This is a genomic window from Streptomyces viridifaciens, from assembly GCF_001888885.2.
GTDB lineage: Bacteria > Actinomycetota > Actinomycetes > Streptomycetales > Streptomycetaceae > Kitasatospora > Kitasatospora aureofaciens.
On sequence record NZ_CP090841.1, the window covers coordinates 1,911,103 to 1,937,969 of the forward strand.

Consider the following 26,867-nt stretch of genomic DNA (forward strand, 5'->3'; position numbering starts at 1 on the left):
GTCAGCTCCCGTCCGGGTGGAGCATCAGGGCGGCCGTGCGGCAGAGGATCTTGACGTCCTGCCAGAGGCTCCAGCTCTCGATGTAGCGGTTGTCGAACCGGGCCCGATCCTCGATCGAGGTGTCCCCGCGCAGGCCGTTGACCTGGGCGAGGCCGGTGAGGCCGACCGGGACGCGGTGGCGGTCGGCGTACTCGGGGTAGGCCTGGCTGAACCGCATGACGAAGTACGGGCGTTCGGGGCGCGGGCCGACCAGGCTCATGTCGCCGCGCAGGACGTTCCACAGCTGCGGCAGTTCGTCGAGCGAGCTCTTGCGCAGCAGGCGGCCGACGGCGCCCATCCGGTGGTCCTGGGCGATGTTCCAGCGGGTCGCCGACTCGTGCTCGTTGCTGGGGCGCAGGGTGCGGAACTTCAGGACGGTGAAGACCCGGCCGTCCAGGCCGGTGCGCTGCTGGCGGAAGAGCACCCCGGGGCCGGTGTCGAAGCGGACGGCGAGGGCGCACAGCGCGAGGACGGGGGCGAGCAGCAGCAGGCCGGTCCCGGCGGCGGTGACGTCCAGGGCGCGCTTGACGGCCCAGCCGGGGCGGCGCATCGCGGGGCTGCCGAGCCGTAGGCAGGGGAAGCCCCACAGGTGGTCGCCGCCGGCGATCGGGGCGGTGGGCAGGGAGCCGTGTTCGCGCAGCGCGGGCACCAGCCAGACCTGGCAGCCCAGCCGGACGGCGTCGCGCAGGGTGGCGGCGGTCTCGGCCTCGTCGGCGGCCCCGGCGGTGGCGATCACGTGATGGATCCGGTGCCGGTGGACCTCGCGCTCCAGCGCCTCGCGGCCGCCGAGGACGGGCAGGTCGGTGCCGCCGGCGAGCAGCGGGGGGTCGGCGTCCAGGAAGCCGACCGGGCGCATGCCGTACTCGCCGTGCTCGCGGAGGGCGGCGGCGACCGTGCGGCCCAGCCGGCCGGCGCCGAGCACCAGGACGGGGCTGGGGCGGCCGCGGCGGATCCGCCGGACCAGGTGGTAGAGGAAACCGCGGCCGACGGCGGCGATGAGCAGTTGGGCGCCGAGCAGGACGGTGAGGCGGGCCGGGGTGGCCGGGCCGCAGTCGGGCCAGCGGCCGTCCAGGCAGCCGGCCAGGGTGACGGCGAAGGCGGTCGCGACCACGGCCCTGACGGCCAGGGCGGGCAGTTCGTCCAGGACGGACAGGGTGAGCCGGGTGCGGTAGAGGCCGCCGGCCAGGTTGAGCACCAGGAGCAGGGGCAGGACGGCGGCGGCGCCGACCAACGGGGCGAGCGGGACGGTCGGGTCCATGACCCGGTTGGCGATGCCGGTGCCGGTGCACAGCGCGATCGCGTCGACCTGGACCAGCGCGAGCGGCAGGGCGAGCCGGGAGCGGGTCGTCCTGCGGTGCCGACGGGGCGACGGCACGGCCCGGGTGTACGCCGCCCCGGTCGGCCGGTCGAGCAGCCCGGTGGCGGGCAGACGAGGGCCGGACAGGGGCCCGCCGGATCGCGGCACACTCTCGTGGTCAATGGTCATCAGCGCACGAACTCCCCTGCTGTGTGCCCGGGGTGACGACCCCCCGGCGCCGATGGGCGAGGAGCGGCCGTCCCGGCCCGGTGGGCGCGGTCCTGACAGCACCTGCCATCGCTGGCGGCTCTCGGTGGTCCCGCGGAGGGGCCGGTCGCGGAACTGCCGGTCACCTTGGAAACGGCCGCGAGGGGCCCGGACGCGAATTTCCGGGACGAAATCGAAACGAGGCAGGCAAAATCCGACGATACCGAACCTGTCGATGGCGGCCGGAAGTTGACTTGCCGTTTCATTCCAGCCGCCCATTAATAGGTATTACGGATTTAACGCCTCGCCCTTATCCGGTTGAGGGTGCGAATACTCCGGCGCCGGAACGGCGGGGATTCACGGCATGTGAAACGATCAGATCCGCTCTGGGACACGGGCCCGGCGCCGTCCGGCCGCCGGTCCGGCGCCCAGCAGATCGCGGTACAGGGCGTCCACCTGTTCGACCACGGTACGGACGTCGTGCCGGGCGACCACGTGGTCCCGGAGCCGGGCACCGCGTCGCTCGCACTCGATCGGATCGGACAGCGCTTCCGCCATCCGGGTGGCGAGGGCCCCCACCCCCTCGGACGGCACCACCGACAGCGCCCGCTCCGCCTGCGGCAGGCACTCCCGGGCGCCCGGGACGTCGGTCAGCAGCACCGGACGGGCGGCCGCCATCGCCTCCAACGGCGCCAGCGCCATGCCCTCCCAGCGCGAGGGCAGCACCACCAGGTCGGCCGCCGCCAGCCACGGCCGCGGATCCGGCACGTCCCCGACCAGCCGGACCCGGCACGGCTCGGCCGACTCCCGGACCGTCTCCGCCATCCGCTGCTGCTCCGGCCCGCCGCCGACCAGCGCCAGCCGGGCCCGCGGCACCCGACGCAGCACCTCCGGCCAGGCGGCCAGCAGCACGTCCTGGCCCTTCTGCCGGCACAGCCGCCCGACGCAGACCGCCAGCGGGGCGTCCAGGTCCAGCCCGAGCGCGATCCGGGCGGCCCTGCGGTCGGCCGGCGCGTAGTGGCGGACGTCCACGCCGTTGGGCACCACCGCCCAGTCGGCGTGCACCCCGGCGGCCACCCCGTCCGCCCGCTCCTGGACACTGACGCACAGCAGCCGGTGTGCCCAGCGGGTCGCGAAGCGCTCCCAGCGCAGGGTGGCGGCGGCCATCGGGCCGTCCACGGCGGCGAAGGACCAGGCGTGCGGCTGGAAGACGGTCGGCACCGCGCCTCGCACGGCCAGCCGGCCGGCCAGCCCGGCCTTGGCGCTGTGCAGGTGGACCACGTCGGGCACGGCGGCCCGGACGATCCGGCGCAGCCGCCAGGCCTCGGCGGCGGTGGCCGGGCCGGGCGAGCGGTCGGCGGACCAGTCCCGGACCAGCGCGCCCACGGCGGCGGCCTCCTCGGCCAGCCGCCCGCCGCGCGGGCAGGCGACCAGCACCCGGTGCCCGGCCTCGCGCTGCCCCCGGGCCAGATCGGCGACGACGCGGGCGACTCCGCCGTCCACCGGCTGCGAAATGTGAAGGATCGTCATATGCACGGCGGCGAGCCTAGGGTGGCTCCCCCGTGCCGGGCGGCCCCCGTCACCCGCAGGTGGCGGGCCGTCCACCCGTACGGCTTGCGGCTCGTACGGGCGGACGAGCTGCTCGAAACTCCGGGCGATTCACCCGGTTCTCCGGAACGGCTGGTACTCCGGCCGGGTCGGCCGGGTCAGCGGACCTCGGCGGCCAGGTTGGCCAGCACCTGGTCGTGGATCCGGTTCAGGCCCTTGGGGGCGAAAGTGCGCTCGAAGAAGCCGCCGATGCCGGTGGCGCCCTGCCAGGTGGCGGTGACGGTGACCTTGGAGCGGCCCTCGCCGGCGGCCGCGACCGTCCAGGTGATCACCATGCTGGAGTTGGCGTCCTTCTCCACCAGCTGGTCCGGCTTCGGCGCCGAGACGGTGAACAGGCAGTCGCGCACCCGCTTCTCGGTGGCCTGCAGCTTCCAGTGCACCTGGGTGCCGGCGCCGGTGCCGCCGACCCGCACCTCGTACTCGCTGTACTGCGCCGGCAGCAGCTTCGGGCGGGTCACCTGGTAGTCGGCCAGCGCCTCGTACACCCGCTCAGGCGCGGCGTCGTAGACCCGCTCGGTGGTGGCCTGCACCTGTCCCATGACCTTGCTCTCCTCGTGTGGTGGGTACCGGTCCCCGGACCGTTCTCACCGGCAAGCCAATCACAGCGGCACCGCGCCCACGCGGCGGGATAGGCATCACCGGCCCGGGTGGCCACAGGCGTCACGACCACGGCATTCGAACGGACCGACAGCAGCCCCTGGCTACACCGATCCGCTATCAACGAATTAGGGTGGCCGGTGTGCTCGATCTGGTGACTGCGCTGCGCTACGTGGACCCGCTGCGTGCCGGGGGCTCGGTGCCCGGGGTCGTGGAGACCGACGACCTGGGGACGTACGTGGTCAAGTTCACCGGTGCCGCGCAGGGCCGCAAGGCGCTGGTGGCCGAGGTGATCGTCGGTGAACTGGCCCGGCGGCTCGGGCTGCGGGTGCCGGAGCTGCGGCTGGTGGACTTCGATCCGGTGGTGGCCGCGGACGAGCCGGACACCGAGATCCAGGACATGCTCAAGGCCAGCGCCGGCCTCAACCTCGGGATGGACCTGCTACCCGGGGCCGCGGACTACCGGCCGGGGATGATCCGGGTGGACTCCGCCGAGGCCGGGCGGGTGGTCTGGCTGGACGCGCTCACCGGCAACGTCGACCGCACCGTGCACAACCCCAACCTGGTGGTCTGGCACGGGCGGCTCTGGCTGATCGACAACGGCGCCGCGCTGATCTTCCACCACCGCTGGGCCACCGCCGAGGCCTCCGTCGGCAAGCGGTACGACCTCAGCGCCCACGCGCTCGGCGCCTGCGCCCCGGACGTCCGGCTGGCCGACGAGGATCTCGGGCCGCTGGTCACGGTCGAGCTGCTGGAGCAGGTGGTGGCGCTGGTCCCGGACGAGTGGCTGGCCGGCGAGCCCGGCTTCGACTCGGTGGACGCCGTCCGGCGCGCGTACGTCACCCACCTGGCCGCCCGGGCGGTCCTCTCCGAGGCGTGGCTGCCGGAGGGCTTCGCCACTGCCGAGCAGCTGCGCGAGGCGGAGCTGCGGCGTGCGGCCCGCACCCGGGCCGGTCGGCCGGCCTGGCTGCAGGAGGTGCCGGACCTGCACGGCAAGCCGTCGGTGGAGACGGTCTGGGAGCACCACTTCGAGGGCTGAGGCGCCGCCGGGTACCGGTGCCGGAACGCAGCCGGGGAGCGGGGCCCGTGGCCCCGCTCCCCGGCTCAGCACTCGTTGCTCAGCGCTTGGTGGTCAGCGCTTGGTGGTCAGCGCGTCAGCGCCACCACTGGACCGCCTTCTCTGCGTTGATGATGCCCGCGCCGTAGAAGCCGTTGTCGTCCGCGCCGCCCTCGCAGGTCGCCGTGAACTGGCCGGTGTTGCCCGGGTTGTACACGCCCTTCGGGCAGGCGTGGGACTCGGCCTGGTTGGTGAGCAGCTCGGTCAGCTCGTCCGGGCTGGCCCACGGGAAGGTGCTGGCGAGCAGCGCGACCACGCCGGTGACGTGCGGGGTGGCCATCGAGGTGCCCTGCATGTACCCGTACTTGTTGCCCCGGATGGTCGACAGGATGCGACCGTTCTTGTCCGGGGTGTTCGGGATCTGGTAGCGGGCGTCACCGCCCGGCGCGGCGACGGTGACGACGCCCTTGCCGTAGCTGGAGTAGTACGACTTGTCGCCGTTGACCCCTACCGCGGAGACCGCGACCACGCCGGGCAGCTCGGTCGGCAGCGACAGGCAGTCGTTGGTGATCGGGCGGCTGCCGGGCTTGGTGTCGTCCGGGCTGGAGACGTCGGTGGTCTTGTGCGCCAGGTCGATGTTCTCGTTGCCCGCGGCGGCGACGTTCAGGACGCCCTTGCGCTGCGAGAAGGCGACGGCCTTGCGGATCGCGTCCGAGATCGCGGCCTGGTCCTTGTCGTTCGGGCAGTTGAACATCCACGGGTCGACGTAGTAGCTGTTGTTCGTCACCTTGAAGCCGTGCTCGCCGGCCCAGACGAAGCCGCAGACCGCGTTCTCCGGGTAGATGAAGCCACCGTCGTCGACGACCTTGACCGCGGCCAGCTTCACGTTGGGGGCGATGCCGATGACGCCCTTGCCGTTCTTGGCCGCGGCGATGGTGCCGGCCACGTGGGTGCCGTGGTCGCTGGTGGTCGGCTGCCAGGCCTTCCAGTCGGTGTTCGTCCTGCCGTCGATGCAGGAGACCGACTGCGAGGCGTCCACGTTGGCCGCCAGGTCCTCGTGGGTGGCGTCGATGCCGGAGTCCAGCACGCCGACGGTGACGTTGCGGCTGCCGAGCGAGAGCTTGTGAGCCTTGTCGACACCGATCTGGCGCATGTCCCACTGGTTGGGCTCGTACGGCTCCTGGCCGTCGGCAGCGGCGGCGGCGCCGGTCGGCTCGGCGGCGACGTCGGCGTTGCCCTGGTCCGAGGCGAGGATGCCCTTGGTACGGCTGGCGCCGACGGAGTCGACGCCCTTGGCCAGGCGCAGCTTCTCCGCGAACTTGGTGTCGTTCGAGCGGGCGACCACGACGCCGACCTGCTCGTAGGACTGGACCACCGTGCCGCCGAGGCCGGTGATGGCCTTCTCGACCTTCTGCACCTGGCCGTGGTTGGCCTTGGTGTTGACGACGTAGCTGAGCAGCGGACCGGTCGTCGAGTCGCCGGTGGGCGCCGCGACGGCGGTGCCGGCCGGGAGCGCGAGGGCGCCGGCGGTGGCGAGCACGAGGCCCACTGCCGCGTACCGGGTCCGGCTGATCCGAGGAACTCTCATTGGGGTTGGCCCTCCCGAGTCGTCAAGCGGCAGCTGCGGTGCGGCAGGTGCGCTGGGATGACCGGGACGTTAATGAATATTCGCTGAAAAGCGCAAGAGGTAGTCATCTAATCGTCACATCTCAACCAACAGCGTCGGTTAGCGCTCCATCGGCCAACAACCGCAACAGAGCGGAAGATTGTTAAAAAGTGATGGTTCGCCGACGGGACGACCTGACTGGTCATGTACGCGAAGAGCAGCCGGAAGCGTCTACCGGAGCGCGTACAACCGGCGCGCATTGTCCGCGGCGATCAGCCGCGCCAGCCGCCGGGCGTCCGACGCCGAACAGGCGCCCCCCGCCTGCCAGTCGGAGAGCAGCATGCCCAGTCCGTACCGGAACTGTGCGGCGCCCACCGAGAACAGTTCGGGAAGTCCGTAGGCATCGGTGGAGAACAACAGTTTTCCGAACGGCACGAGTTCGAGCATCTCGCCGAGCACCGCCGCCACCCGCGGCCCGGTGTAGGAGGCCGTCAGCCCGAGATCCGTGTACACCGTCGGAAAGGCCTGGGCCAGCCAGGCGGCCTGCCGGTGGTACGGATAGCCGTGCAGCAGCACCAGCGGGACGCCGCTCGGCTCGGCGGCGCGGACGAAGTCGGCCAGCAGGGACGGGTCGGCGCGGTGCAGGGTGAGGTCGGGATCGCCGAAGCCCGTGTGGAGCTGGAGCGGCAGGCCCAGCTCGGCGCAGACGTCCACGGCCGTCCACAGCAGGTGGTGCAGCAGCACAGGGTCGGCCAGCCGGGCGCGTCCGTCGCGCAGTCGGGCCCCGGCGGCGGCCACCACGGCCGGGCGCGCGGGCCGTTCGGCCGGTACGGCCAGGCCGTACCGGTAGGCGAGCACCGACTTGACCGCGACCGCGCCGGTGGCGGCCGCCGCCAGCGCCTCGCCGACGGCCCGCGGCCAGTCCTCGGCGCCGGACGCCACCGTCTCGGCCACCGACTCCAGCCGGACCACCTCCCGCACCACCGCTCCGGTGGCCCCGGCGAGTTCGGTCAGCGGCAGCAGCTCGCGGCCCGCGGCGGCGGTCAGCCCGGTGTCCACCAGGCAGGTGTCCAGCCGGGCGGCCGCGAGCAGCCGGCGGGTCGCTTCGGCGGCGCCCAACTCGCGCCGCCGGGCCAGGTACTCGGCCGCCGGAGCGTGCGCGGGCAGGCCGAGCACGGGCGGGCACCAGCGCCGCACGGCCAGGCCGAGCGCGCTGTCGAAGGGCGAACAGCCGGGCGCGGGCGGCCGGTCGGACTCGGTGAGCAGCCCGGCCAGGGCGTCGTCGGTGAGTTCGGCGGCCACCACGCTGTGGCAGTGGTGGTCGACCAGCACCCCGACCTCCGGAAGCCGGTTCTCCGGGACCTCCGGGACCTCCGACCGGGCCACCGGTCAGTACCTCCAGCGCGTCGCCGCGACCAACTCCTCGGGGCCGGCGTCCGCGTACTGCTCGGCCTCGGCCCGGCGCACCGCCAGCACTGCCTGGTGGAGCGGCTCGCCGAGCGCCCCGCGCAGCACCGCCGAGCGCTCGTACGCGGCGATCGCCTCGGCCGGGCCCTGCGGCAGTCGGGGCACCGTTCCGGGCTCGGCGGCGGCCGGATCACCGGTGAACTCGGGGGGCAGCACGTGGCGTTGCTCCAGCCCGGCGAGGCCGGCGGCGATCACCGCGCCGACCGCCAGGTACGGGTTGGCGCTCGCGTCGAAGCACTTGACCTCGGCGTTCGCGGTGGCGGCCCGCTCCCCGGTGGAGCCGGTGACCAGGCGCAGCGCGGCCTCGCGGTTCTCCAGGCCCCAGCACTGGTACGCCCCGGCCCAGTGCGAGGGCACCAGCCGCAGGTACCCGGCGGGGCTGGAGCAGCCCAGCACCAGGAGTTCGGGCAGCGCCTGGAGCACCCCGGCGAGGAAGCCCTCGGCCTCGGCCGTCAGCCCGTGCGGACCGGAGCCGCCGTGGCCGAGGTTGCGGCCGTCCCGCCAGAGGCTGAGGTGCAGGTGCCCGCCGTTGCCGACCCCGTCGGGCTCGACCACGGGGGCGAAGGACGTCCGCAGGCCGTACTTGGCGGAGACGGCGCGGACGGTCTGCCGGACCAGGACGGAGGTGTCGGCGGCGCCGACCGGGCCCTCGGGGGCGACCGAGACCTCGAACTGGCCCGGGGCGTACTCGGGGTGGATCTGCAGCACGCCGAGCCCCTGTTCGCCGAGGGCGCGCACGACGTCCCGCAGGTAGTCGGAGAGGTCGGTGAGCCGGTGCATGCCGTAGGCGGGGCCGTGCGTCGGGTACTGCGGCGGCTCGTTCGGGGGGCCGGCCAGGGCGACCACCCACTCCACCTCGATGCCGGCCTTGAGGCTCAGCCCGCGGGCGGCGGCCGCGGCCTCCATCCGGCGGGCGAACAGCCGTTGGCAGCCGGGGTGCGGGACGCCGTCCTGGGCGTGGCGGTCCCCCGGGGCCCAGGCCCAACCGGGCTGGGCGGCCAGCGGGACGAGCCGGTCGAGGTCGGGGTAGAGCCTGAGGTCCCCGGTGGGGCCGCCGATGACCGGGCTGGTGGTGATGGCGTCGTCGGCGAGGAACACGTCGAAGCAGGGCGCGGTGCCGACGCCCCACTCGGCCGCGTGCACCAGGCCGCTGAGCGGCACGGCCTTGACCCGGGTGATGCCGGCGTTGTCCACCCAGGTGACGGCCACCGCCTCGACGGCGGCGGTGCGCAACCGGTCGACCGCCTCCTGGGCCCGTGCGGCGCGCTCGGCCCGCGGGGACAGCGCGACGGCGGCCGCGAGGGCGGCCTCGGACGCGCCGGGGCCGGACGGCTCGGCGGGGTCGGCGGCCTGGGAGGCGGTGACGGTGCCCATGCCACCATGCTGCCCCGCCGACGGGGTGCCGGTAACTCCCCTATCGAGTGGAACAAACGGACGCCCGTCCGCCCGTTCACTCGTTGGGGGAGCCACTGCTCGGCGCGGCGCGGGCCACCAACTCCCCTGCGGTGATCCGCCCCAGGGCGTTCGGTTTTCCGCCCCGCCCCCTTCCTACCGGCGAGTAGCTTCGCTACAGTGGCCGCACGCACCACCGCCGGGCTTCGGGAGCCGCACCGGCGGGAGGTCGCGGTCGCCGTGTCTGCGGCACCCGCGCGGTGCGTCTTCACCGGCCGGTGCCGCGAACCGCGGCGGGCCGGGTTTCCCTCCTCGTATCAGCGTCGCTTCCTTCACCTTCGAGCGCCTGAGTACCACGGCACACCCCGCAGTTCGGCCGGAGCGGACCGGCCGACGCCGGGTTGCCGGACCCGTCATCTCCCCAAGCCCCCGCGCGTGGACCCTCCTCCGGCGGCGGCCGCCCCCGTTTCGCCGACGGGCGCGGTGGCCCGCCCGTCGGAGCACGCGCGGGCCCTTCATGACTAGGAGTCAGGACATGGAGCGTCCCTTCCCCACCGTGGCCGTCGTCGGCCTCGGCACGATGGGTACCGGCGTCGCGGTCGCGGTCGCCAGGAGCGGCCGCCGGGTGATCGGCATCGAGGCCACCGAGGACTCGGCCGCCCGGGCACTGGCCCGGATCGAGGAGGCGACCGCGCACGCGGTCGACCGGGAGCGGATCACCGCCGCGGAGCGCACCGCGCTGCTGGCCCGGATCACGGTCGGGCACGCGCTGACGGCCGCCGCCGAGGCGGACCTGGTGATCGAGGAGGTCCCCGAGCAGCTGGAGCTGAAGCGGGAGGTCTTCGCCGAGCTGGACCGGATCTGCCCCGAGGGCACGGTGCTGGCCACCGGCACCACCGCCCTGTCGGTGACCCGGATCGCGGCCGCGACCGCCCGTCCGGAGCGGGTGCTCGGCCTGCACTTCTTCAACCCGGTGCACACCATGAAGCTGGTCGAGGTGGTGCGCACCGTGCTGACCTCCCCGCAGACGGCCGAGGACGCCGCCGCCTTCGCCCGGGACCTGGGCAAGGAGCCGGTGGCGGCCGGGGACCGGGCCGGGTTCGTGGTGAACGGCCTGCTGTTCGCGTACCTGAACCAGGCCGCCGCGATGTACGAGTCCAAGTACGCCTCCCGGGAGGACATCGACGCCGCGATGCGGCTCGGCTGCGGGCTGCCGATGGGCCCGCTGGCGCTGCTGGACCTGATCGGCGTCGACACCGCGCGCACCGTGCTGGAGGCGATGTACGAGCAGTCCCGCGACAAGCTGCACGCTCCCGCGCCGATCCTCGGCCAGCTGGTCTCGGCCGGGCTGCTGGGCCGCAAGTCCGGCCGCGGCTTCTACACCTACGAGGCGCCGGGCTCGTCCAGGGCCGTGGACGCGGCGACCGGACCGGCCCGCGCCAAGGTGCCCGGCCGCGCCGTGCACACGGTCGGGGTCTGCGGCTCCGGCACGATGGCCACCGGCATCGCCGAGGTGTTCGCCAAGGCCGGGCACCCGGTGCTGCTGGCCGCCCGCAGCCAGGAGAAGGCCGACCGGGCCAAGGCGCAGCTCGCGAGGTCGCTGGAGCGCTCGGTCACCAAGGGCCGGCTGAGCGGGGATCAGCGGGACGCCGCGCTGGCGCTGGTCACCCCGGTCGGCCAGTACTCCGAACTGGCCGAGGTGGACCTGGTGGTCGAGGCGGTCGCCGAGGACCTGGCGGTCAAGCGGGAGCTGTTCGCCATCCTGGACAAGATCGTCCGGCCGGGCGCGGTGCTCGCCACCACCACCTCCTCGCTGCCGGTGATCAGCTGCGCGACCGCCACCTCGCGGCCGCAGGACGTGATCGGCATGCACTTCTTCAACCCGGCCCCGGCGATGAAGCTGGTCGAGGTGGTCTCCACCGTGCTAACCGCCCCGGACGTCACCGCGACGGTGCTGGAGCTGACCGCGAAGGTGCGCAAGCACCCGGTGGAGTGCGGCGACCGGGCCGGTTTCATCGTCAACGCGCTGCTGTTCCCGTACCTGAACGACGCGGTTCGGATGCTCCAGGAGCACTACGCGACGGTGGACGACATCGACACCGCGATGAAGCTGGGCTGCGGCTACCCGATGGGCCCCTTCGAGCTGCTGGACGTGGTCGGCCTGGACGTCTCGCTGACCATCGAGCAGGTGCTGCACCAGGAGTTCCGCGAGCCGGGCCTGGCCGCCGCGCCGCTGCTGGAGCACCTGGTGGCGGCGGGCTGCCTGGGCCGCAAGACCGGCCGCGGCTTCCGCGACCACGCGCGCCGGTGACCACGGCACGGGCCGGGGGCGGGCAGCTGCCGTACGACCCGGCGGCGGGGCCGGGCGGCGCCCCGGGCAACGGCGGCGCCGCGTACGGCTCCGGGTCCGCCGCGCGCCCCGCCTGGACGCCGGGCGCGGTGTCCGCCCGCTGGCCCAGACCGGCCGTGACCGGTCCGGTCACGCCGGTGCGCCGGGGAAGGGCGGCGGGCGCGCAGCCCGGGCCGTGTAGCGTTCCGGGCATGGATCGGGTTCAGTCAGCCTCCCCGCAGCACTCCGCCGGACCGCGCGGCACCGACCGGACGGCCGGCCCGTCCGGGGGCGCCGCGCCGGAGGCGGGGCCGGGCAGCCGCCGGGCGGCGGCGCAGCGTCAGCAGATGCGCCAGGACCTGGCCGCGGCGGCGATGGAGCTGTTCGCCTCGCAGGGCTACGAGGAGACCACGGTCGACCAGATCGCCGCGGCCGCCGGGGTGGCCCGGCGCACCTTCTTCCGGTACTTCCGGTCGAAGGAGGAGGCGATCTTCCCCGACCACGACGACACCCTCGTCCGGGTGGCCGACCTGCTGGCCAGCGCCGAGCCCGAGGAGCACCCGCTGGACGTGGTCTGCCGCGGCATCAAGGAGGTGCTGCGGATGTACGCCTCCACCCCGGGAGTGTCGGTCGCGCGGTACCAGCTGATCCGTCAGGTCCCGGCGCTGCGCGAGCGGGAGATCGCCGTGGTGGCCCGGTACGAGCGGCTGTTCACCCGTTACCTGCTGGGCCGGTTCGACACCGGCGAGCCCATCCCGTCGGGCTGGCAGCGCGGCGGCGAGGACGACTCGATGCTGGCCGAGGTGTCGGCGGCGGCGGTCGTGGCGGCGCACAACCACGTGCTGCGGCGCTGGCTGCGGGCCGGCGGCCGGGGTGACGTGGAGGCGCAGCTGGAACACTCCTTCGATGTGATCCGGCGGACCTTCTGGGCCGCCAGCACGCCGGGTGCCAGACGCCGGGGCCCGGTGGTGGCACCGGGTGCCAGTGGGATGCCTGGGGACGGGGTGGCGGAGAGCGCACTGAGTGCCAGCCCCGGAGGTGAGGTGCTCATCACAGTCGCCCGGACGGACGCTCCGCTGGACGTCGTGGTGGACAGCATCCGGGCCGCACTGAGCGGCACCCGGGACGCCTGAGCCCAATAAAACAGCAGGTCAGCGGCAGAACGAGGGCCCGCGCTGGATCGCCGGCGCGGGCCCTCGGCACACCCGCACCACGCGCGTTCGGCGCCCTTCCGGAGCGTCGGAATTCCTGGCACCCGGTGTCTTTACGAGTGGCACAGGGTGCCACTACCTTGTTACTCACCAGTCGCGGCGCCGCGGCTCCCCACCTCGGCGCGCCGTCGGCCGGCGTTCCCACACCCCGGGAGCTGTGCCAGACCAAGCAGTGCCGGATCCGCCCGAACCACCCCGGGCGCCCGCCTGACCACCAACCACCCACCTCAGCGAAGCCGGTGTCCGCTCCCGGCTCCCCCAGACGCCCTGTGACCCTCACACAGGTACGCCTTCGGAGGCAGCCATGCAGGAAATCCTCGACGCGATCCTCAGCTCCGACGCCACGTCGGCGGACTTCGCGGCGCTCAAGCTCCCCGAGTCCTACCGGGCGGTCACGCTCCACAAGGACGAGGAGCAGATGTTCGCGGGTCTCGACAGCCGCGACAAGGACCCCCGCAAGTCCCTTCACCTCGACGAGGTGGCCCTGCCCGAGCTGGGCCCGGGCGAGGCCCTGGTCGCCGTCATGGCCAGCTCGGTGAACTACAACACCGTGTGGAGCTCGATCTTCGAGCCGGTCTCCACCTTCGGCTTCCTGGAGCGCTACGGCCGCCTCTCCCCGCTGACCAAGCGCCACGACCTGCCGTACCACGTCCTGGGCTCCGACCTCGCGGGCGTGGTGCTGCAGACCGGCGCCGGCGTCAACGCCTGGAAGCCCGGCGACGAGGTCGTCGCCCACTGCCTCTCGGTCGAGCTGGAGTCCCCCGACGGCCACAACGACACGATGATGGACCCGGAGCAGCGCATCTGGGGCTTCGAGACCAACTTCGGCGGCCTGGCCCAGATCGCCCTGGTCAAGACCAACCAGCTGCTGCCCAAGCCGAAGCACCTGACCTGGGAGGAGGCCGCCTCCCCCGGCCTGGTCAACTCCACCGCCTACCGCCAGCTGGTCTCGCAGAACGGCGCCGGCATGAAGCAGGGCGACAACGTCCTGATCTGGGGCGCCAGCGGCGGCCTGGGCTCCTACGCCACCCAGTACGCCCTGGCCGGCGGCGCCACCCCGATCTGCGTGGTCTCCAGCGAGGCCAAGGCCGACATCTGCCGCGCGATGGGCGCCGAGGCGATCATCGACCGCTCCGCCGAGGGCTACAAGTTCTGGAAGGACGAGAACAACCAGGACCCCCGCGAGTGGAAGCGCCTCGGCTCGAAGATCCGCGAGTTCACCGGCGGCGAGGACGTCGACATCGTCTTCGAACACCCCGGCCGCGAGACCTTCGGCGCCTCCGTCTACGTCACCCGCAAGGGCGGCACCATCGTCACCTGCGCCTCCACCTCCGGCTACATGCACCAGTACGACAACCGCTACCTGTGGATGTCCCTCAAGCGCATCGTCGGCTCCCACTTCGCCAACTACCGCGAGGCCTTCGAAGCCAACCGCCTCGTCGCCAAGGGCAAGATCCACCCGACCCTCTCCAAGGTCTACACCCTGGAGGAGACCGGCCAGGCCGCCCTCGACGTCCACCACAACAAGCACCAGGGCAAGGTCGGCGTCCTGTGCCTCGCCCCCGAGGAGGGCCTGGGCGTCCGCGACCACGAACTGCGCGAGAAGCACCTTCCGGCCATCAACCGCTTCAGGAACGTGTGATGACCGAGGCTCAGAAGCGCGACCGCCCCTGGCTGATGCGCACCTACGCCGGCCACTCCACCGCGAGCGACTCCAACGCGCTATACCGGCGGAACCTGGCGAAGGGCCAGACCGGTCTGTCCGTCGCCTTCGACCTGCCGACCCAGACCGGCTACGACTCCGACCACATCCTCGCCCGCGGCGAGGTGGGCCGGGTCGGCGTCCCGGTCGGGCACGTCGGCGACATGCGCACCCTGTTCGACGGCATCCCGCTCGAACGGACCAACACCTCCATGACGATCAACGCCACCGCGATGTGGCTGCTGGCGCTCTACCAGGTGGTCGCCGAGGAGCAGGGCGCCGACATCGCCAAGCTCACCGGCACCACCCAGAACGACATCGTCAAGGAGTACCTGTCGCGCGGGACGCACGTCTTCCCGCCCGGCCCGTCGGTGCGCCTGATCACCGACATGATCGCCTACACGGTCGGCCACATCCCCAAGTGGAACCCGATCAACATCTGCAGCTACCACCTCCAGGAGGCCGGGGCCACGCCCGTCCAGGAGATCGCCTACGCGATGTGCACCGCCATCTCGGTGCTCGACGCCGTCCGCGACTCCGGGCAGGTGCCCGCCGAACGGATGGGCGACGTGGTCGCCCGGATCTCCTTCTTCGTCAACGCCGGCGTGCGCTTCGTCGAGGAGATGTGCAAGATGCGCGCCTTCGCCCAGCTCTGGGAGAAGGTCACGCTGGAGCGGTACGGAGTCACCGACCCGAAGCAGCGCCGGTTCCGCTACGGCGTCCAGGTCAACTCGCTCGGCCTGACCGAGGCCCAGCCGGAGAACAACGTCCAGCGGATCGTCCTGGAGATGCTGGCCGTCACCCTCTCCAAGGACGCCCGCGCCCGTGCCGTCCAGCTGCCCGCCTGGAACGAGGCGCTCGGCCTGCCCCGCCCGTGGGACCAGCAGTGGTCGCTGCGGATCCAGCAGGTGCTGGCGTACGAGTCCGACCTGCTGGAGTACGGCGACCTCTTCAACGGCTCCGAGGTGGTCGAGGCCAAGACCGCCGCGCTGCTGGCGGGGGCCGAGGCGGAGATCGCCAAGGTGCTGGAGATGGGCGGGGTGATCCCGGCCGTCGAGTCCGGCTACCTCAAGTCCAACCTGGTCGCCTCGCACGCCGCCCGCCGGGCCCGGATCGAGTCCGGCGAGGACAAGATCGTCGGCGTCAACTGCTTCGACACCACCGAGCCCAGCCCGCTCACCGCCGACCTGGACACCGCGATCATGGTGGTCGACCCGGCCTCCGAGCAGTCCGTGCTCGCCGCCCTGGAGGCCTGGCGCGGCCAGCGCGACGAGGCCGCCGCCCAGCGGGCGCTGGCCGAGCTCAAGGCCGTCGCCGCCACCGAGGCCAACCTGGTGCCGGCCACCCTCGCCTGCGCCCGGGCCGGCGTCACCACCGGCGAGTGGTCCTTCGCCCTGCGCGAGGTGTTCGGCGAGTACCGCGCCCCCACCGGCGTGGGCGGCGCGCCCGTCGCGGTCGCCGCCGAGCCCGGCGGGGAGCTGGAGCAGGTCCGCGCCGCCGTCGCCGCCACCGCCGAGGAGCTGGGCGCCGGCAAGCTGCGCCTGCTGGTCGGCAAGCCCGGCCTGGACGGGCACTCGAACGGCGCCGAGCAGATCGCCGTCCGTGCTCGCGACGCCGGCTTCGAGGTGGTCTACCAGGGCATCCGGCTCACCCCGGAGCAGATCGTCTCGGCCGCCGTGGCGGAGGACGTGCACTGCGTGGGCCTGTCCATCCTCTCCGGCGCCCACTCCGAGCTGGTGCCGGACGTCCTGAAGCGGTTGCGCCGCGCCGGGGTGGAGGATGTCCCGGTGATCGTGGGTGGCATCATCCCGGCAGCGGACGGCGAGGCCCTCAAGGCCGCCGGCGTCGCCGCCGTGTTCACCCCGAAGGACTTCGGCATCACCACCATCATCGGCCGGATCGTGGACGAGATCCGGCTCGCCAACAAGCTCCAGCCGTGGACGCCCGCACCGACCGCGGCCACGAACTGACCAGCTGACCAGCTGACCACTGGGAAGGAACCGAACCACCCCCATGACGACCGTCAACCGCCTGCGCCCCCGCCGCTCCTGCCTCGCCGTACCGGGCAGCAACCCTCGCTTCCTGGAGAAGGCCCAGGGCCTCCCGGCCGACCAGGTCTTCCTCGACCTGGAGGACGCCTGCGCCCCGCTGGTCAAGGAGAGCGCCCGCCACAACATCGTCGACGCGCTGAACAACGGCGACTGGGGCAACAAGACCCGCGTCGTCCGCGTCAACGACTGGACCACCCACTGGACCTACCGTGACGTGATCACCGTGGTCGAGGGCGCCGGCCCCAACCTCGACTGCATCATGCTGCCGAAGGTCCAGGACGCCGGGCAGGTGAAGGCGCTCGACCTGCTGCTCACCCAGATCGAGAAGACCATGGGCTTCGAGGTCGGCAAGATCGGCATCGAGGCGCAGATCGAGAACGCCAAGGGCCTGATCAACGTCGACGCCATCGCCGAGGCCTCGCCCCGGCTGGAGACCATCATCTTCGGCCCCGCCGACTTCATGGCCTCGATCAACATGAAGTCCCTGGTGGTCGGCGAGCAGCCGCCCGGCTACGGCGCCGACGCCTACCACTACATCCTGATGCGCATCCTGATGGCCGCCCGCGCGAACGACCTCCAGGCGATCGACGGCCCCTACCTGCAGATCCGCAACCAGGAGGGCTACCGCGAGGTCGCCCGCCGCTCCGCCGCCCTCGGCTTCGACGGCAAGTGGGTGCTCCACCCGGACCAGGTCGCCGCCGCGAACGAGATCTACTCGCCCTCGCAGGAGGACTACGACCACGCCGAGCTGATCCTCGACGCCTACGACTACTGCACCTCCGAGGCGGGCGGCGCCAAGGGCTCCGCGATGCTCGGCGACGAGATGATCGACGAGGCCAGCCGCAAGATGGCCCTGGTCGTCGCCGGCAAGGGCCGGGCCGCCGGCATGCAGCGCACCACCAAGTTCGAACTGCCCGACACCGACAAGAAGGCGGAGGGCTGAGCCGTGCAGTTCGGACGCACCTACGAGGAGTTCGAGGTCGGCGCGGTCTACAAGCACTGGCCCGGCAAGACGGTCACCGAGTACGACGACCACCTCTTCTGCCTGCTCACCATGAACCACCACCCGCTCCACATGGACACCAACTATGCGGAGAAGACGACGGACTTCGGCAAGAACGTCGTGGTGGGCAACTACATCTACTCGCTGCTGCTCGGCATGTCCGTCCCGGACGTCTCCGGCAAGGCGATCGCCAACCTGGAGATCGAGTCGCTGCGCCACATCGCGCCGACCTTCCACGGCGACACCATCTACGGCGAGACCACCGTCCTCGACAAGTGGCCGTCCAAGTCCAAGGACGACCGCGGCATCGTCTACGTCGAGACCAAGGGGTACAAGCAGGACGGCACGGTCGTCTGCGTCTTCCGCCGCAAGGTGATGGTGCCGACCGAGACGTACATCAAGGCGCGCGGCGGCGAGCAGCCCGGGCGCCCCGAACCGCTCTCCTGATCCCCACCCCTATATAGAGACCCCGGACGGGGAGGCCGCCGTCATCGGCCGACCCCCACCCGGTCGGGGGCCCTGCTGCCGCAGCCACGCCGGCAGGGCCCCCGGAAATCCCCCCCCCCGCCCTCTTCAGACATTTCGGAGCCGCACGATGGGACGCCTCGCACAGACCGACGGCCTCACCGAGATCCAGCGGGACATCCTCGCCACCGTGCGGGATTTCGTCGACAAGGAGATCATTCCGGTCGCGACCGAGCTGGAGCACAAGGACGAGTACCCGACCGCCATCGTCGAGGGCATGAAGCAGCTCGGGCTGTTCGGCCTCACCATCCCCGAGGAGTACGGCGGCCTCGGCGAGTCCCTGCTCACCTACGCCCTGGTGGTCGAGGAGATCGCCCGCGGCTGGATGTCGGTCTCCGGCATCGTCAACACCCACTTCATCGTGGCGCACATGATCAACGCCCACGGCACCCAGGAGCAGAAGGACTACTTCCTGCCGAAGATGGCCGCCGGCGAGATCCGCGGCGCCTTCTCGATGTCCGAGCCCGGCCTCGGCTCCGACGTTTCGGCCATCTCCACCAAGGGCGTCAAGGACGGCGAGTTCTACGTCCTCAACGGCCAGAAGATGTGGCTCACCAACGGCGGCACCTCCACCCTGGTCGCGGTCCTGTGCCGGACCGACGAGGGCGGCAACACCCCGTACAAGAACATGACCACCTTCCTGATCGAGAAGACGGCCGGCTTCGGCCCGAACCCGACCGTCCCCGGACTCACCGTGCCCGGGAAGATCGAGAAGATGGGCTACAAGGGCGTCGACACCACCGAGCTGGTGCTGCAGGACGTGCGGATCCCCGCCGACCGCATCCTCGGCGGCATCCCGGGCCGCGGCTTCTACCAGATGATGGACGGCGTCGAGGTCGGCCGCGTCAACGTCGCCGCCCGCGGCTGCGGCGTCGCCCGGCGCGCCTTCGAGCTCGGCATCTCCTACGCCCAGCAGCGCTCCACCTTCGGCAAGAAGATCGCCGAGCACCAGGCGATCCAGTTCAAGCTCGCCGAGATGGCCACCAAGGTCGAGGCCGCCCACCAGATGATGGTCATGGCCGCCCGCAAGAAGGACAGCGGTGAGCGCAACGACCTCGAGGCGGGCATGGCCAAGTACCTGGCCTCGGAGTACTGCAAGGAGGTCGTCGAGGACGCCTTCCGGATCCACGGCGGCTACGGCTTCTCCAAGGAGTACGAGATCGAGCGCCTCTACCGCGAGGCCCCAATGCTGCTCATCGGTGAAGGAACTGCGGAGATCCAGAAGATGATCGTCGGGCGCCGGCTCCTGGAGGAGTACAAGATCGCCGAGTGACGGCCGGCCTCCCGCCCCGGGGCGGGACCGCCGAGTGAGTGCGGGACCGCCCCGATCGACGGGCGGCCCCCTCCGAACCGCCGGTCGACGGGCGTGCGGGCCCGTCCCGGCAGAGTGCCGTGCCCCGTCACGGGCCCGGCCTGGTCCGCCAGGGTCCGGCACGGCCTCCGGAAAGCGGCCGCAGGGCGTACAGCTGCAACGACGCGCCCTGCGGCCGCTTCCTTACACCTTCTTCCGGTCGCTGTCGGCCGTGTCCCCACCGGGTTCCGTGCGCCACCCTGCTGAGACAAGAGTCACCAGCCGTGTCCGGTGCCTTGGGAACCGGACCGGGGCGAGCTACGGTCGTAGAGGCGGGACGCGCACCCACGCTCCCGCCGGACACATGAACGAGCAGGCGGGTTGCCCACCCACCGTGTGCTCCCGATAGCATCCACCGGGACAGCAAGCCGTCCCTCTATTACCGATCCCGCGGTGGCCCCCGTCCAGCGGCCATGATCCCCCGCGACAAAGGTCTTCGATGCCCATCAGCCCGTCCCCTCACACCTCCGTCACGGACCGCGATGCCCTCGCATCCCCGACGGCCGGTCGGCGACCCCGCGTGACCATCGCGCGCGGAGCCACCCCCTGGTTCGTCCCCACCCTCGCCACGGCCGCCGTGACCACCGCCCTCACCCGGCGCAGCGGCAAGTGGGCCCTGGCGGCGGTGCCCGCCTGTGCGCTCAGCGCGGGCATGCTGTGGTTCTTCCGCGACCCCGAGCGTGAGATCGGCACGGGCAGAGTGATCTCCCCCGCCGACGGCGTGGTCCAGAGCATCGACGCCTGGCCGGACGGCCGTACCCGGGTGGCGATCTTCATGAGCCCGCTGAACGTCCACGTCAACCGCGCGCCCCTGCCGGGCACGGTGACGTCGGTCGAGCACGTCGCGGGCGGTTTCGTGCCGGCGTTCAACAAGGACAGCGACCAGAACGAGCGGGTCGTCTGGCACTTCGACACCGAGCTCGGCGACATCGAGATGGTGCAGATCGCGGGGGCCGTGGCCCGCCGCATCGTGCCGTACGTGGCCGCCGGAACCAAGGTCGAGCAGGGCGACCGGATCGGTCTGATCCGGTTCGGCTCCCGGGTCGACACCTACCTGCCGGCCGGCGTCGAGGTCGGCGTCGAGGTCGGCCAGAAGACCACAGCCGGGGTGACGCGCCTTGACCGTGACTGATCCTGAGACAATCGTCGGCCTGGACGACGAGGAGACGGCCCTGCGCCGCCGCCGCTGGGCGCGCGACCGCGAGCTGCGTGCCCCGCGCTCCCCTCAGCACCTGTCCACCGCCGACTTCCTGACCCTGGGGAACGCCGTCTGCGGCTTCCTGGCGATCTACTCGATCACCACCGGGGTCCTGATCCCGCACATCACCAACCCGGACGCCGCTCCGGACCGGCACAGCGCGGCCACCGCCGTCACGCTGCTGCTGATCGGCTCGATGTGCGACCTCTTCGACGGCCTGGTGGCGCGGAAGCTCCGCTCCTCCGCCCTCGGAGCCGAACTCGACAACCTGGCCGACCTGATCAGCTTCGGCATCGCGCCGGCCTACTTCGTCGCGGTCTGGGGCATGGTCTCGCAGGGCTCCAACCGGACGCTCTCCGCGCTGATCGCGCTGACCGTGCTGCTCGCGGTGGTCCTGCGGCTGGCCCGCTTCTCCGCCGTCAAGATGCGGCCCGGGGTGTTCCAGGGCATGCCCTGCCCGATGGGCGCGATGACGGTGATCGCCATCGTGCTGCTCGACCCGCCGTTCCTGCCCGGTCTGCTCGCCATCTTCGGCGCGGCGTACCTGATGGTCAGCCGGATCGAGTACCCGAAGCCGCAGGGGTTGCTGGCCACCGCGACGCTCTGCTGGGTCGTCGTGGCGATCGGCTGCCTGGCAGCCTGGGCGACCGGGCTGCCCGGCGGCGACACGCTGATGCACGTCGGCGCGTTCGCCCAGATCACGCTCGCCGCGATGGCGCCGCTGCTGGTCATCCGGCGCAAGGTCGGGCAGAAGGTCGGCGACGTCCGCGCCCGGCGGGCGGAGTCCCGGCTCGGCTGAGTCCGCCCCGCGATGTGGGAAGGGCCCGGAACCACCAGGTTCCGGGCCCTTCCCGCGTTCCGATGCGCCTCACGCGCCGCCGGTGTGGACGCTGAAGGCGGAGCGGCGGGCCGCCCGGGCCACGCCCGGGTCCGGGTGCACGCCGGAGACCGCCGTCAGCACCGAGGCCGCCCGGGGGTGACCGGACTGCCGGGCGCGGGCGAACAGCCGCACCGGGTCGCCCGCCGAGGCGCCCTCGACGTGTCCCACCAGCAGCTCCGTCTCGCCGTGGTCCAGCACCGCCGCCGCGGTGTCCACCCACAGCCAGGCCGCGTCCTCGGCGCCGAGCACGTCCGCCGGGGAGACCCCCTCGTCGGCGCGCTCGGCCAACCACAGCAGCGCGTACGGGCGCAGCACCGGCTCGTCCACCGACGCCCGTACCGCCTGCTCGGCCGGACCGCCGGCCACCCGCAGCGCCTCGAAGGCCAGGCCGCGCACCAGCGCGTCGTCGCCCTGGGCTGCGTCCAGCAGCTCGGCCACCGCGCGGTCCGCCGGTCGGGCCGCCACCCAGGCGCGGAACTCCGCCCGGGCCGGCCCGGGCGAGTAGTCCGCGCAGGCGTTCAGCAGCTCGAAGGCGCTCTGCTCGATGTGGCCGGCCGCGGTCTGGGCGACGGTGCAGATCTCCTCCAGCTTCGCCCGCACCGCCCAGTGGCCCAGCGGGGACAGCTCAGCGGCATCGTTCCTGCGCACGACGGCGCCGACCGCCGCCAGGCCGTCCAGCATCCAGTCCAGGACGGCGGCCACGTCGGAGGGCGCGGCCGGGGTGTCGATCTGCGGCGCCCGGCAGGTGCCGCGGACGGCGGACACCGCGGAGGCGGCGTGCGGCACCGGCGACAGGCCCGGGTTGCCGAGGCCGGCGCCGACGCGGCGCTCGTCCAGGCCGCGGCGCAGCAGTTCCAGCAGCTCGCTCTCGGCCACCGGGCCGTCCACCAGGTGCAGGAAGGACAGCAGCTGGGGGGCCTGGTCCACGGCCTGGCCGGCCAGGACGGCGAACACCCCGCGCAGCGCGGCGGGCGGCACCGGGGCGAGCAGCGTCCAGGCGTCGAACAGTCCGGACCAGCCGCGCACCACGGCCTCGTCGTCGTGCTCCCACGCGTGCAGGCGCCAACCGGGGCCCGCGCCGCCGTCCCGGGCCTCCACCAGGCCCACCAGCAGCGCCTGGCCCCACGCCTTGGCGGCGGCGCCGACCGTCATGGCCAGCGCCCGGCCGGCGGCGCGGGCGTCCTCGGGGAGCAGCTCGCCGCGCTTGTCGACCTCTTCCAGTTCCCCGGCCCAGCGGGCGATCCGGACGGCGTCCACCAGCATCCGGCGGGCCAGCGGCGCCAGCTCGGCCGGCGCGGGGAAGCCCTCCGGGACGGGAACCCGACCTCGGCCGGGTGCCGGCGCGGGCCCTCGTCGCCGGGGTACACCGGCCCCGCCCGGCCTGCCACCGGAGGGCCGGTGGGCCGTACCGGGGAGACGGGTCACCGTCGCACCGGTACCGATCGTCGGCGGGAGCGGGGCATCACGGTCGCGCGGGTTCCGAGACGTCACGTCGAGCAGTCTTCCCCTTGCACCGGCCTTCTGTCACATCCGGTTGTCCGTACGACCGCTGGACCGGGTACCGCACCTCCGCAAGATCGGGCAACAGTGGCAAACCGCCTGGCCGGAAACGTATGGCGGGGCCATGCCAGGGAGGCGGCGGGGCGTCGCGCTGCCCGTTCGAACGGTCACGCTCCGTGCCGGATGCGGGTCGGTCGGGATCCGGGGAGCCGGACCCGGAGGGAAGCGGAGGGCCGGAATCCGGCCAGGTGGCATGTGCCCGCTGGGTGAGAGCGGAACGCCGGAAGTCGGCGGGGCCGACTTCCGGTGCGGTGGTGGATGCCCCGGCTTCCACCGTTCGGGAGCAAATTTCTTCCTTTACCGCTTCGCCTTGTGCACCCGCCGGATTCAGAGCAGCGGGGTGAGCCAGCGCCGGAGGAGTTCCGTGTAGTGCTCGGGGGCCGAATTCCACAGGGCCGCGTGCTCGGCGCCCGGGAAGCGCTGGAGGTTCACCACGTCGTGCCGGGCGGCGGCCAGGCGCTCCACGGTGTCGAAGGGGGCTATCCGGTCGTCCGGGCTGTGCAGGACCAGGGTGGGCACCCGCAGGTCCGCGCCCTCGGCGAGGCGGGAGGAGTCCGCCAGGTCCACCCCCGTGCGGCCCTGCGCGGCCAGCGTGCCCAGCTCGGCGGAGACACCGGTGAAACCGGCCCGGGCGGCGTCCCGGCGCGCCGCGCTCGCGAGGTCGAGGACCGGCGAGTCGAGGATCAACCCGCTGATCGCGTGGGCCCAGGCGGAGCGGGCGGCGGTGTGCAGGACCATGGTGGCGCCCACCGACCAGCCGTGGAGGATCACCCGGCCCGCGCCGCTGTCGAGCGCCAGCCGCACCGCCGCCTCGACGTCCCGCCACTCGTCCTCGCCGAAGCGGCTGTAGCCGCCCGGCGGGGCCGGGGCGCCCTCGTCACCGCGGTAGGTGACGGCGAGGGCCGTCAGGCCGAGGCGGTGCAGGGTGGGCAGCACCGGGAGCGTCTGCTGGCGGTCGGCCTCGGGGCCGTGCACCAGGATCACCCAGGTGCCGCGCTTGCCGTCGAGCCGCCAGGCGGGCAGGGCCCCGAGTTCGCCGTCGGCGGCGGTCTCGGTGTAGGCCAGGCCGAACGCCTCGGTGGGGTCGCCCAGGTGCACGCGCGGGGTGAAGCGGACCTCGGTGCCCGGCGTCAGGGTGCCCCGGTCCGCCCGGACCAGCCGGCGGGTGACGCCCTGCGCGTCGCGGTACAGGATCTCCTCCACCACCGCGTGCCCGTTGCCGTCCCACTCGACCGCCCAGCGCCCGGGCCGCAGGCTCTCGGGGCGGCGGTTGAAGGTGACCCGGTCGACACCGAGGCCGTGCACCACCACCGGCCCGGCCTCCGGCTCGACCGGCCCCGGCACCCCGGGGCGGACCATCCGCTCGGAGGCCCGGCGGCCGACCACCAGGACGACGGCCCCCGCCCCGACGGCGGCGGCGGCCACGACGGCTGCGGTTCCCCAACGCATTTCGTTCCCCGCTCTGTTGCACGGACCGACCGGACGGTGTTCGAGCACCAGTCCACCGCGGCTCCGCCGCCCGGACCACCCGGACTGGTCCGTCCGGGGGACGCGCCGGGGCCCGCCTTCGAACCCGCGTCCGCAGGGCGGACGACGCGATTCCGAGGAGCGGCCCCGGGTCAGACCGGGATGGCGGGGTCCAGGGCGCTGAGGAGGTGCCAGAACCGGGGGACGAGGGGCGGCGTGGCGGTACGGGGCTGGGCGGTGGCGCCCCAGTGGGAGGGGACGTGGTGTTCCTGGTGGAGGACGGGGAGGACGGCGGCGAGGTCGGCCTCCGGGACGGGCACGAGGCGGGCGAGCGGGCGCAGGTGGGGCTGCCAGCGGCCGGCCACGCACTGGCGCAGCAGGCGGTCGAGGGCCTCGCCGCGCCCGGTCGCCTCGACGAGTTCGGTCAGCCGCAGGCCGAGCGCCTGGGCGAGGGCGTGGGTCTGGTCCCGGTCGCCGTCCCAGTGGCCGGTCAGTTCGGCCTGCCGGTAGGCGGGCAACGACACTCCGGTCCGCTCGGCGACCGCCTCCTGGCCGAGCTCCCGGGCGAGGCGGTGGTCGCGCAGGCTCACCGGGCGGCCGTCCATCAGCTGGGCGGCCGGGCACCACAGGGCCCTGGCCAGGGCGATGAACTCGGCCTCGCCGGGGCGCAGCTCGCCGTTCTCCCAGGCGAGCACGTGACCGGGCAGCAGCCGTACGCCGTGCGCGGCCATGCCCTCGGCGACCTGGTCGGGGCTCAGCCCGAGGCCGGCCCGGTGGGCGCGGGCGGCCTCGGGTGAGAACGGGACGGGGGAAGGGGCGGCAGTGGTGGGGGACTTTCTGCGGCGCATGGCACCGAACCGTAGGTGTGGCCCCCGGGCCGTCCCAGTCGCCGAACGCACGAAGCGGAGCTGACGGGCCCTTCCCCGCGCTGGGCGATCGCACAGGTCCGCTACCGGTCCCCCGGTGTGACCGACCCCTCCTTGACCTCGGTTGACTCCCGGTTCGGCCGCGTGATGGGATCCTGGGGCCAAACGGAGGCATGGAGAGGAAGCCGGTGCGAGTCCGGCGCGGTCCCGCCACTGTCACCGGGGAGCACGCTCGGAAGTGCCACGGCGGGCCGTCAGAAGCCGCTGGAAGGCCCGGGGGTGCGTCCGACCCGGAAGCCAGGAGACTCTCGCCCCCGGTACGTCGATCCAGGGCGCGGACCCTGAGTGAGGACACCCACGCGATGCAGGCTGCCCCGCCCCGTCGGACTACTGGCTTTTCGCCGCCGTGCGCCCGCTGACGCGGGCCGCCGCCTTCGCGCTGGGCGCCGTCGCGGGTTACGCCGCCGACGCCCGTTTCGCCGACCCGCGCCGCGGCCACCCGGTCGCCCTGTTCGGCAGCGCCGCGACCCGCCTGGAGCGGCGCGTGTGGCGCGACGACCGGGCCGCCGGAGCCGGGTACACGGCGCTGTGCGTGGGCGCGGTCGCGGCCGGCGCGCTGGCGCTGGACCGTACGGTCGGTCACCGTCCGCTGGGCCGGGCCGCGCTGGCGGCCGCCGCGACCTGGACGGTGCTCGGCGGCACCTCGCTGACCCGGGAGGCCCGCACCATCGGCCGCTCGCTGGCCGCGGGCGATCTGACGGCCGCCCGGGAGCGGCTGCCGCACCTGTGCGGGCGGGATCCGAGCGCGCTGGACGGGCAGCAGATCGCCCGGGCGGTGGTCGAGTCGGTCGCCGAGAACACCGCCGACGCCGTGGTGAACGCCCTGACCTGGGGCACCCTGGCAGGCACCCCGGGGCTGCTGGCTTTCCGCGCCGTGAACACCCTGGACGCCATGGTGGGCCACCGCTCGCCCCGCTACGGCCGCTTCGGCTGGGCCTCGGCCCGGCTGGACGACGTCGCGGGCTGGCCGGGCGCCCGGCTGACCGCGCTGCTGACGGTGGCTGCGGCGCCCGAGCCACGGACCGCCTGGCGGGTCTGGCGCCGGGACGGCTCCGCGCACCCGAGCCCGAACGCGGGCCAGGCCGAGTCGGCCTTCGCGGGCGCGGTGGGCGTACGGCTGGGCGGGACGCTCACGTACGGCAAGCGGGTGGAGCACCGGCCGGTGCTGGGCCGGGAGTTGCGGCCGGTGACGGTGGACGACATCGAGCGGGCCTGCACGCTGTCGCGGCGGGTGGGCGCGCTGGCGCTGGGTACGACGGTCGCGGGGCACGTCCTGCTGCGGGCGCTGTTCGGGAAGAGGAGGGCCCAGGCGTGAGTGAGCGCAGCGAGCTCATCATCGGAAGGTGCGCATTGTGCGAAGCGCCTGCCGAGCGAAGCGAGGTGGGTGCATGAGT

General features: G+C 73.2%; 20 protein-coding genes and 1 riboswitch. Of the genes, 11 read left to right on the forward strand and 9 right to left on the reverse strand.

Annotated features, from left to right (window positions below; genetic code table 11):
* Position 1 precedes the first annotated feature (1 nt).
* The 3 genes from BOQ63_RS15820 to BOQ63_RS15830 form a co-directional block, all read right to left on the reverse strand.
* The gene (locus tag BOQ63_RS15820) at positions 2 to 1,525 is read right to left on the reverse strand and encodes a sugar transferase (protein WP_030554612.1); all 1,524 of its coding nucleotides are present in this window, start codon (positions 1,523 to 1,525) and stop codon (positions 2 to 4) included.
* Between the two features lie 393 nt (positions 1,526 to 1,918).
* Positions 1,919 to 3,073 (reverse strand): glycosyltransferase, encoded by a 1,155-nt coding sequence (locus BOQ63_RS15825; RefSeq protein WP_030285620.1) that lies wholly within the window; start codon positions 3,071 to 3,073, stop codon positions 1,919 to 1,921.
* Between the two features lie 176 nt (positions 3,074 to 3,249).
* Positions 3,250 to 3,690 (reverse strand): SRPBCC family protein, encoded by a 441-nt coding sequence (locus BOQ63_RS15830; RefSeq protein WP_030285618.1) that lies wholly within the window; start codon positions 3,688 to 3,690, stop codon positions 3,250 to 3,252.
* A gap of 200 nt (positions 3,691 to 3,890) precedes the next feature.
* On the opposite strand from BOQ63_RS15830, the gene BOQ63_RS15835 reads away from it, so the two are divergent.
* Positions 3,891 to 4,787 (forward strand): HipA family kinase, encoded by an 897-nt coding sequence (locus BOQ63_RS15835; RefSeq protein ID WP_030285616.1) that lies wholly within the window; start codon positions 3,891 to 3,893, stop codon positions 4,785 to 4,787.
* A gap of 115 nt (positions 4,788 to 4,902) precedes the next feature.
* Here the strand turns inward: BOQ63_RS15835 and BOQ63_RS15840 are convergent, their stop codons facing one another.
* From BOQ63_RS15840 to BOQ63_RS15850, 3 genes are all read right to left on the reverse strand, one after another.
* A complete protein-coding gene (locus BOQ63_RS15840) occupies positions 4,903 to 6,393 on the reverse strand; it encodes a S8 family peptidase (protein WP_030285613.1) in 1,491 nt (496 codons plus the stop codon).
* Between the two features lie 249 nt (positions 6,394 to 6,642).
* Positions 6,643 to 7,797, reverse strand: a complete 1,155-nt coding sequence (locus BOQ63_RS15845) for an amidohydrolase family protein (protein ID WP_223885947.1) — start codon at positions 7,795 to 7,797, stop codon at positions 6,643 to 6,645.
* Positions 7,798 to 7,800: 3 nt separating this feature from the next.
* The gene (locus BOQ63_RS15850) at positions 7,801 to 9,252 is read right to left on the reverse strand and encodes a type I glutamate--ammonia ligase (RefSeq protein WP_079183627.1); all 1,452 of its coding nucleotides are present in this window, start codon (positions 9,250 to 9,252) and stop codon (positions 7,801 to 7,803) included.
* Between the two features lie 553 nt (positions 9,253 to 9,805).
* Here BOQ63_RS15850 and BOQ63_RS15855 point away from each other — a divergent pair.
* The 9 genes from BOQ63_RS15855 to BOQ63_RS15895 all read left to right on the forward strand — a co-directional run bounded on the left by BOQ63_RS15855 (position 9,806) and on the right by BOQ63_RS15895 (position 21,439).
* Positions 9,806 to 11,581, forward strand: coding sequence for a 3-hydroxyacyl-CoA dehydrogenase family protein (locus BOQ63_RS15855; RefSeq protein WP_030285607.1), 1,776 nt, complete (start codon positions 9,806 to 9,808; stop codon positions 11,579 to 11,581).
* 230 nt (positions 11,582 to 11,811) lie between these two features.
* Positions 11,812 to 12,732 carry a TetR family transcriptional regulator gene (locus BOQ63_RS15860; RefSeq protein WP_150475929.1) on the forward strand — a complete coding sequence of 307 codons (921 nt, stop codon included), beginning with the start codon at positions 11,812 to 11,814 and terminating at the stop codon, positions 12,730 to 12,732.
* A gap of 382 nt (positions 12,733 to 13,114) precedes the next feature.
* Positions 13,115 to 14,452: a crotonyl-CoA carboxylase/reductase gene (gene ccrA / locus BOQ63_RS15865; protein WP_030285603.1), complete on the forward strand. Its 1,338-nt coding sequence runs from the start codon at positions 13,115 to 13,117 to the stop codon at positions 14,450 to 14,452.
* Entirely contained in the window at positions 14,452 to 16,482 is a 2,031-nt protein-coding gene (locus BOQ63_RS15870) for a protein meaA (protein ID WP_030554618.1), read from the forward strand. Before ccrA ends, BOQ63_RS15870 begins: the two co-directional genes overlap by 1 nt.
* 43 nt (positions 16,483 to 16,525) lie before the next feature.
* Complete coding sequence (locus BOQ63_RS15875; protein WP_030285599.1) at positions 16,526 to 17,506, forward strand: HpcH/HpaI aldolase/citrate lyase family protein; 981 nt, start codon at positions 16,526 to 16,528, stop codon at positions 17,504 to 17,506.
* Between the two features lie 3 nt (positions 17,507 to 17,509).
* A complete protein-coding gene (locus tag BOQ63_RS15880; RefSeq protein ID WP_030554620.1) occupies positions 17,510 to 18,013 on the forward strand; it encodes a MaoC family dehydratase in 504 nt (167 codons plus the stop codon).
* A 148-nt stretch (positions 18,014 to 18,161) separates the two neighbouring features.
* On the forward strand, positions 18,162 to 19,364 hold the full coding sequence (locus BOQ63_RS15885; RefSeq protein WP_030554622.1) for an acyl-CoA dehydrogenase family protein: 1,203 nt from the start codon (positions 18,162 to 18,164) through the stop codon (positions 19,362 to 19,364).
* A 517-nt stretch (positions 19,365 to 19,881) separates the two neighbouring features.
* Positions 19,882 to 20,574: a phosphatidylserine decarboxylase gene (locus tag BOQ63_RS15890; protein WP_030285593.1), complete on the forward strand. Its 693-nt coding sequence runs from the start codon at positions 19,882 to 19,884 to the stop codon at positions 20,572 to 20,574.
* Positions 20,561 to 21,439, forward strand: coding sequence for a CDP-alcohol phosphatidyltransferase family protein (locus BOQ63_RS15895; RefSeq protein WP_030285592.1), 879 nt, complete (start codon positions 20,561 to 20,563; stop codon positions 21,437 to 21,439). Before BOQ63_RS15890 ends, BOQ63_RS15895 begins: the two co-directional genes overlap by 14 nt.
* A 69-nt stretch (positions 21,440 to 21,508) precedes the next feature.
* On the opposite strand, the gene BOQ63_RS15900 is transcribed toward BOQ63_RS15895, so the two are convergent.
* The 3 genes from BOQ63_RS15900 to BOQ63_RS15910 form a co-directional block, all read right to left on the reverse strand.
* Positions 21,509 to 22,783, reverse strand: coding sequence for a hypothetical protein (locus BOQ63_RS15900; RefSeq protein WP_046387263.1), 1,275 nt, complete (start codon positions 22,781 to 22,783; stop codon positions 21,509 to 21,511).
* 624 nt (positions 22,784 to 23,407) lie between these two features.
* On the reverse strand, positions 23,408 to 24,529 hold the full coding sequence (locus BOQ63_RS15905) for an alpha/beta hydrolase family protein (RefSeq protein ID WP_072654504.1): 1,122 nt from the start codon (positions 24,527 to 24,529) through the stop codon (positions 23,408 to 23,410).
* Between the two features lie 170 nt (positions 24,530 to 24,699).
* On the reverse strand, positions 24,700 to 25,395 hold the full coding sequence (locus tag BOQ63_RS15910) for a helix-turn-helix domain-containing protein (protein ID WP_050366526.1): 696 nt from the start codon (positions 25,393 to 25,395) through the stop codon (positions 24,700 to 24,702).
* A 197-nt stretch (positions 25,396 to 25,592) separates the two neighbouring features.
* Positions 25,593 to 25,720, forward strand: a riboswitch (cobalamin riboswitch).
* A gap of 99 nt (positions 25,721 to 25,819) precedes the next feature.
* Here BOQ63_RS15910 and BOQ63_RS15915 point away from each other — a divergent pair.
* Entirely contained in the window at positions 25,820 to 26,788 is a 969-nt protein-coding gene (locus BOQ63_RS15915; protein ID WP_223885948.1) for a cobalamin biosynthesis protein, read from the forward strand.
* Positions 26,789 to 26,867 lie beyond the last annotated feature (79 nt).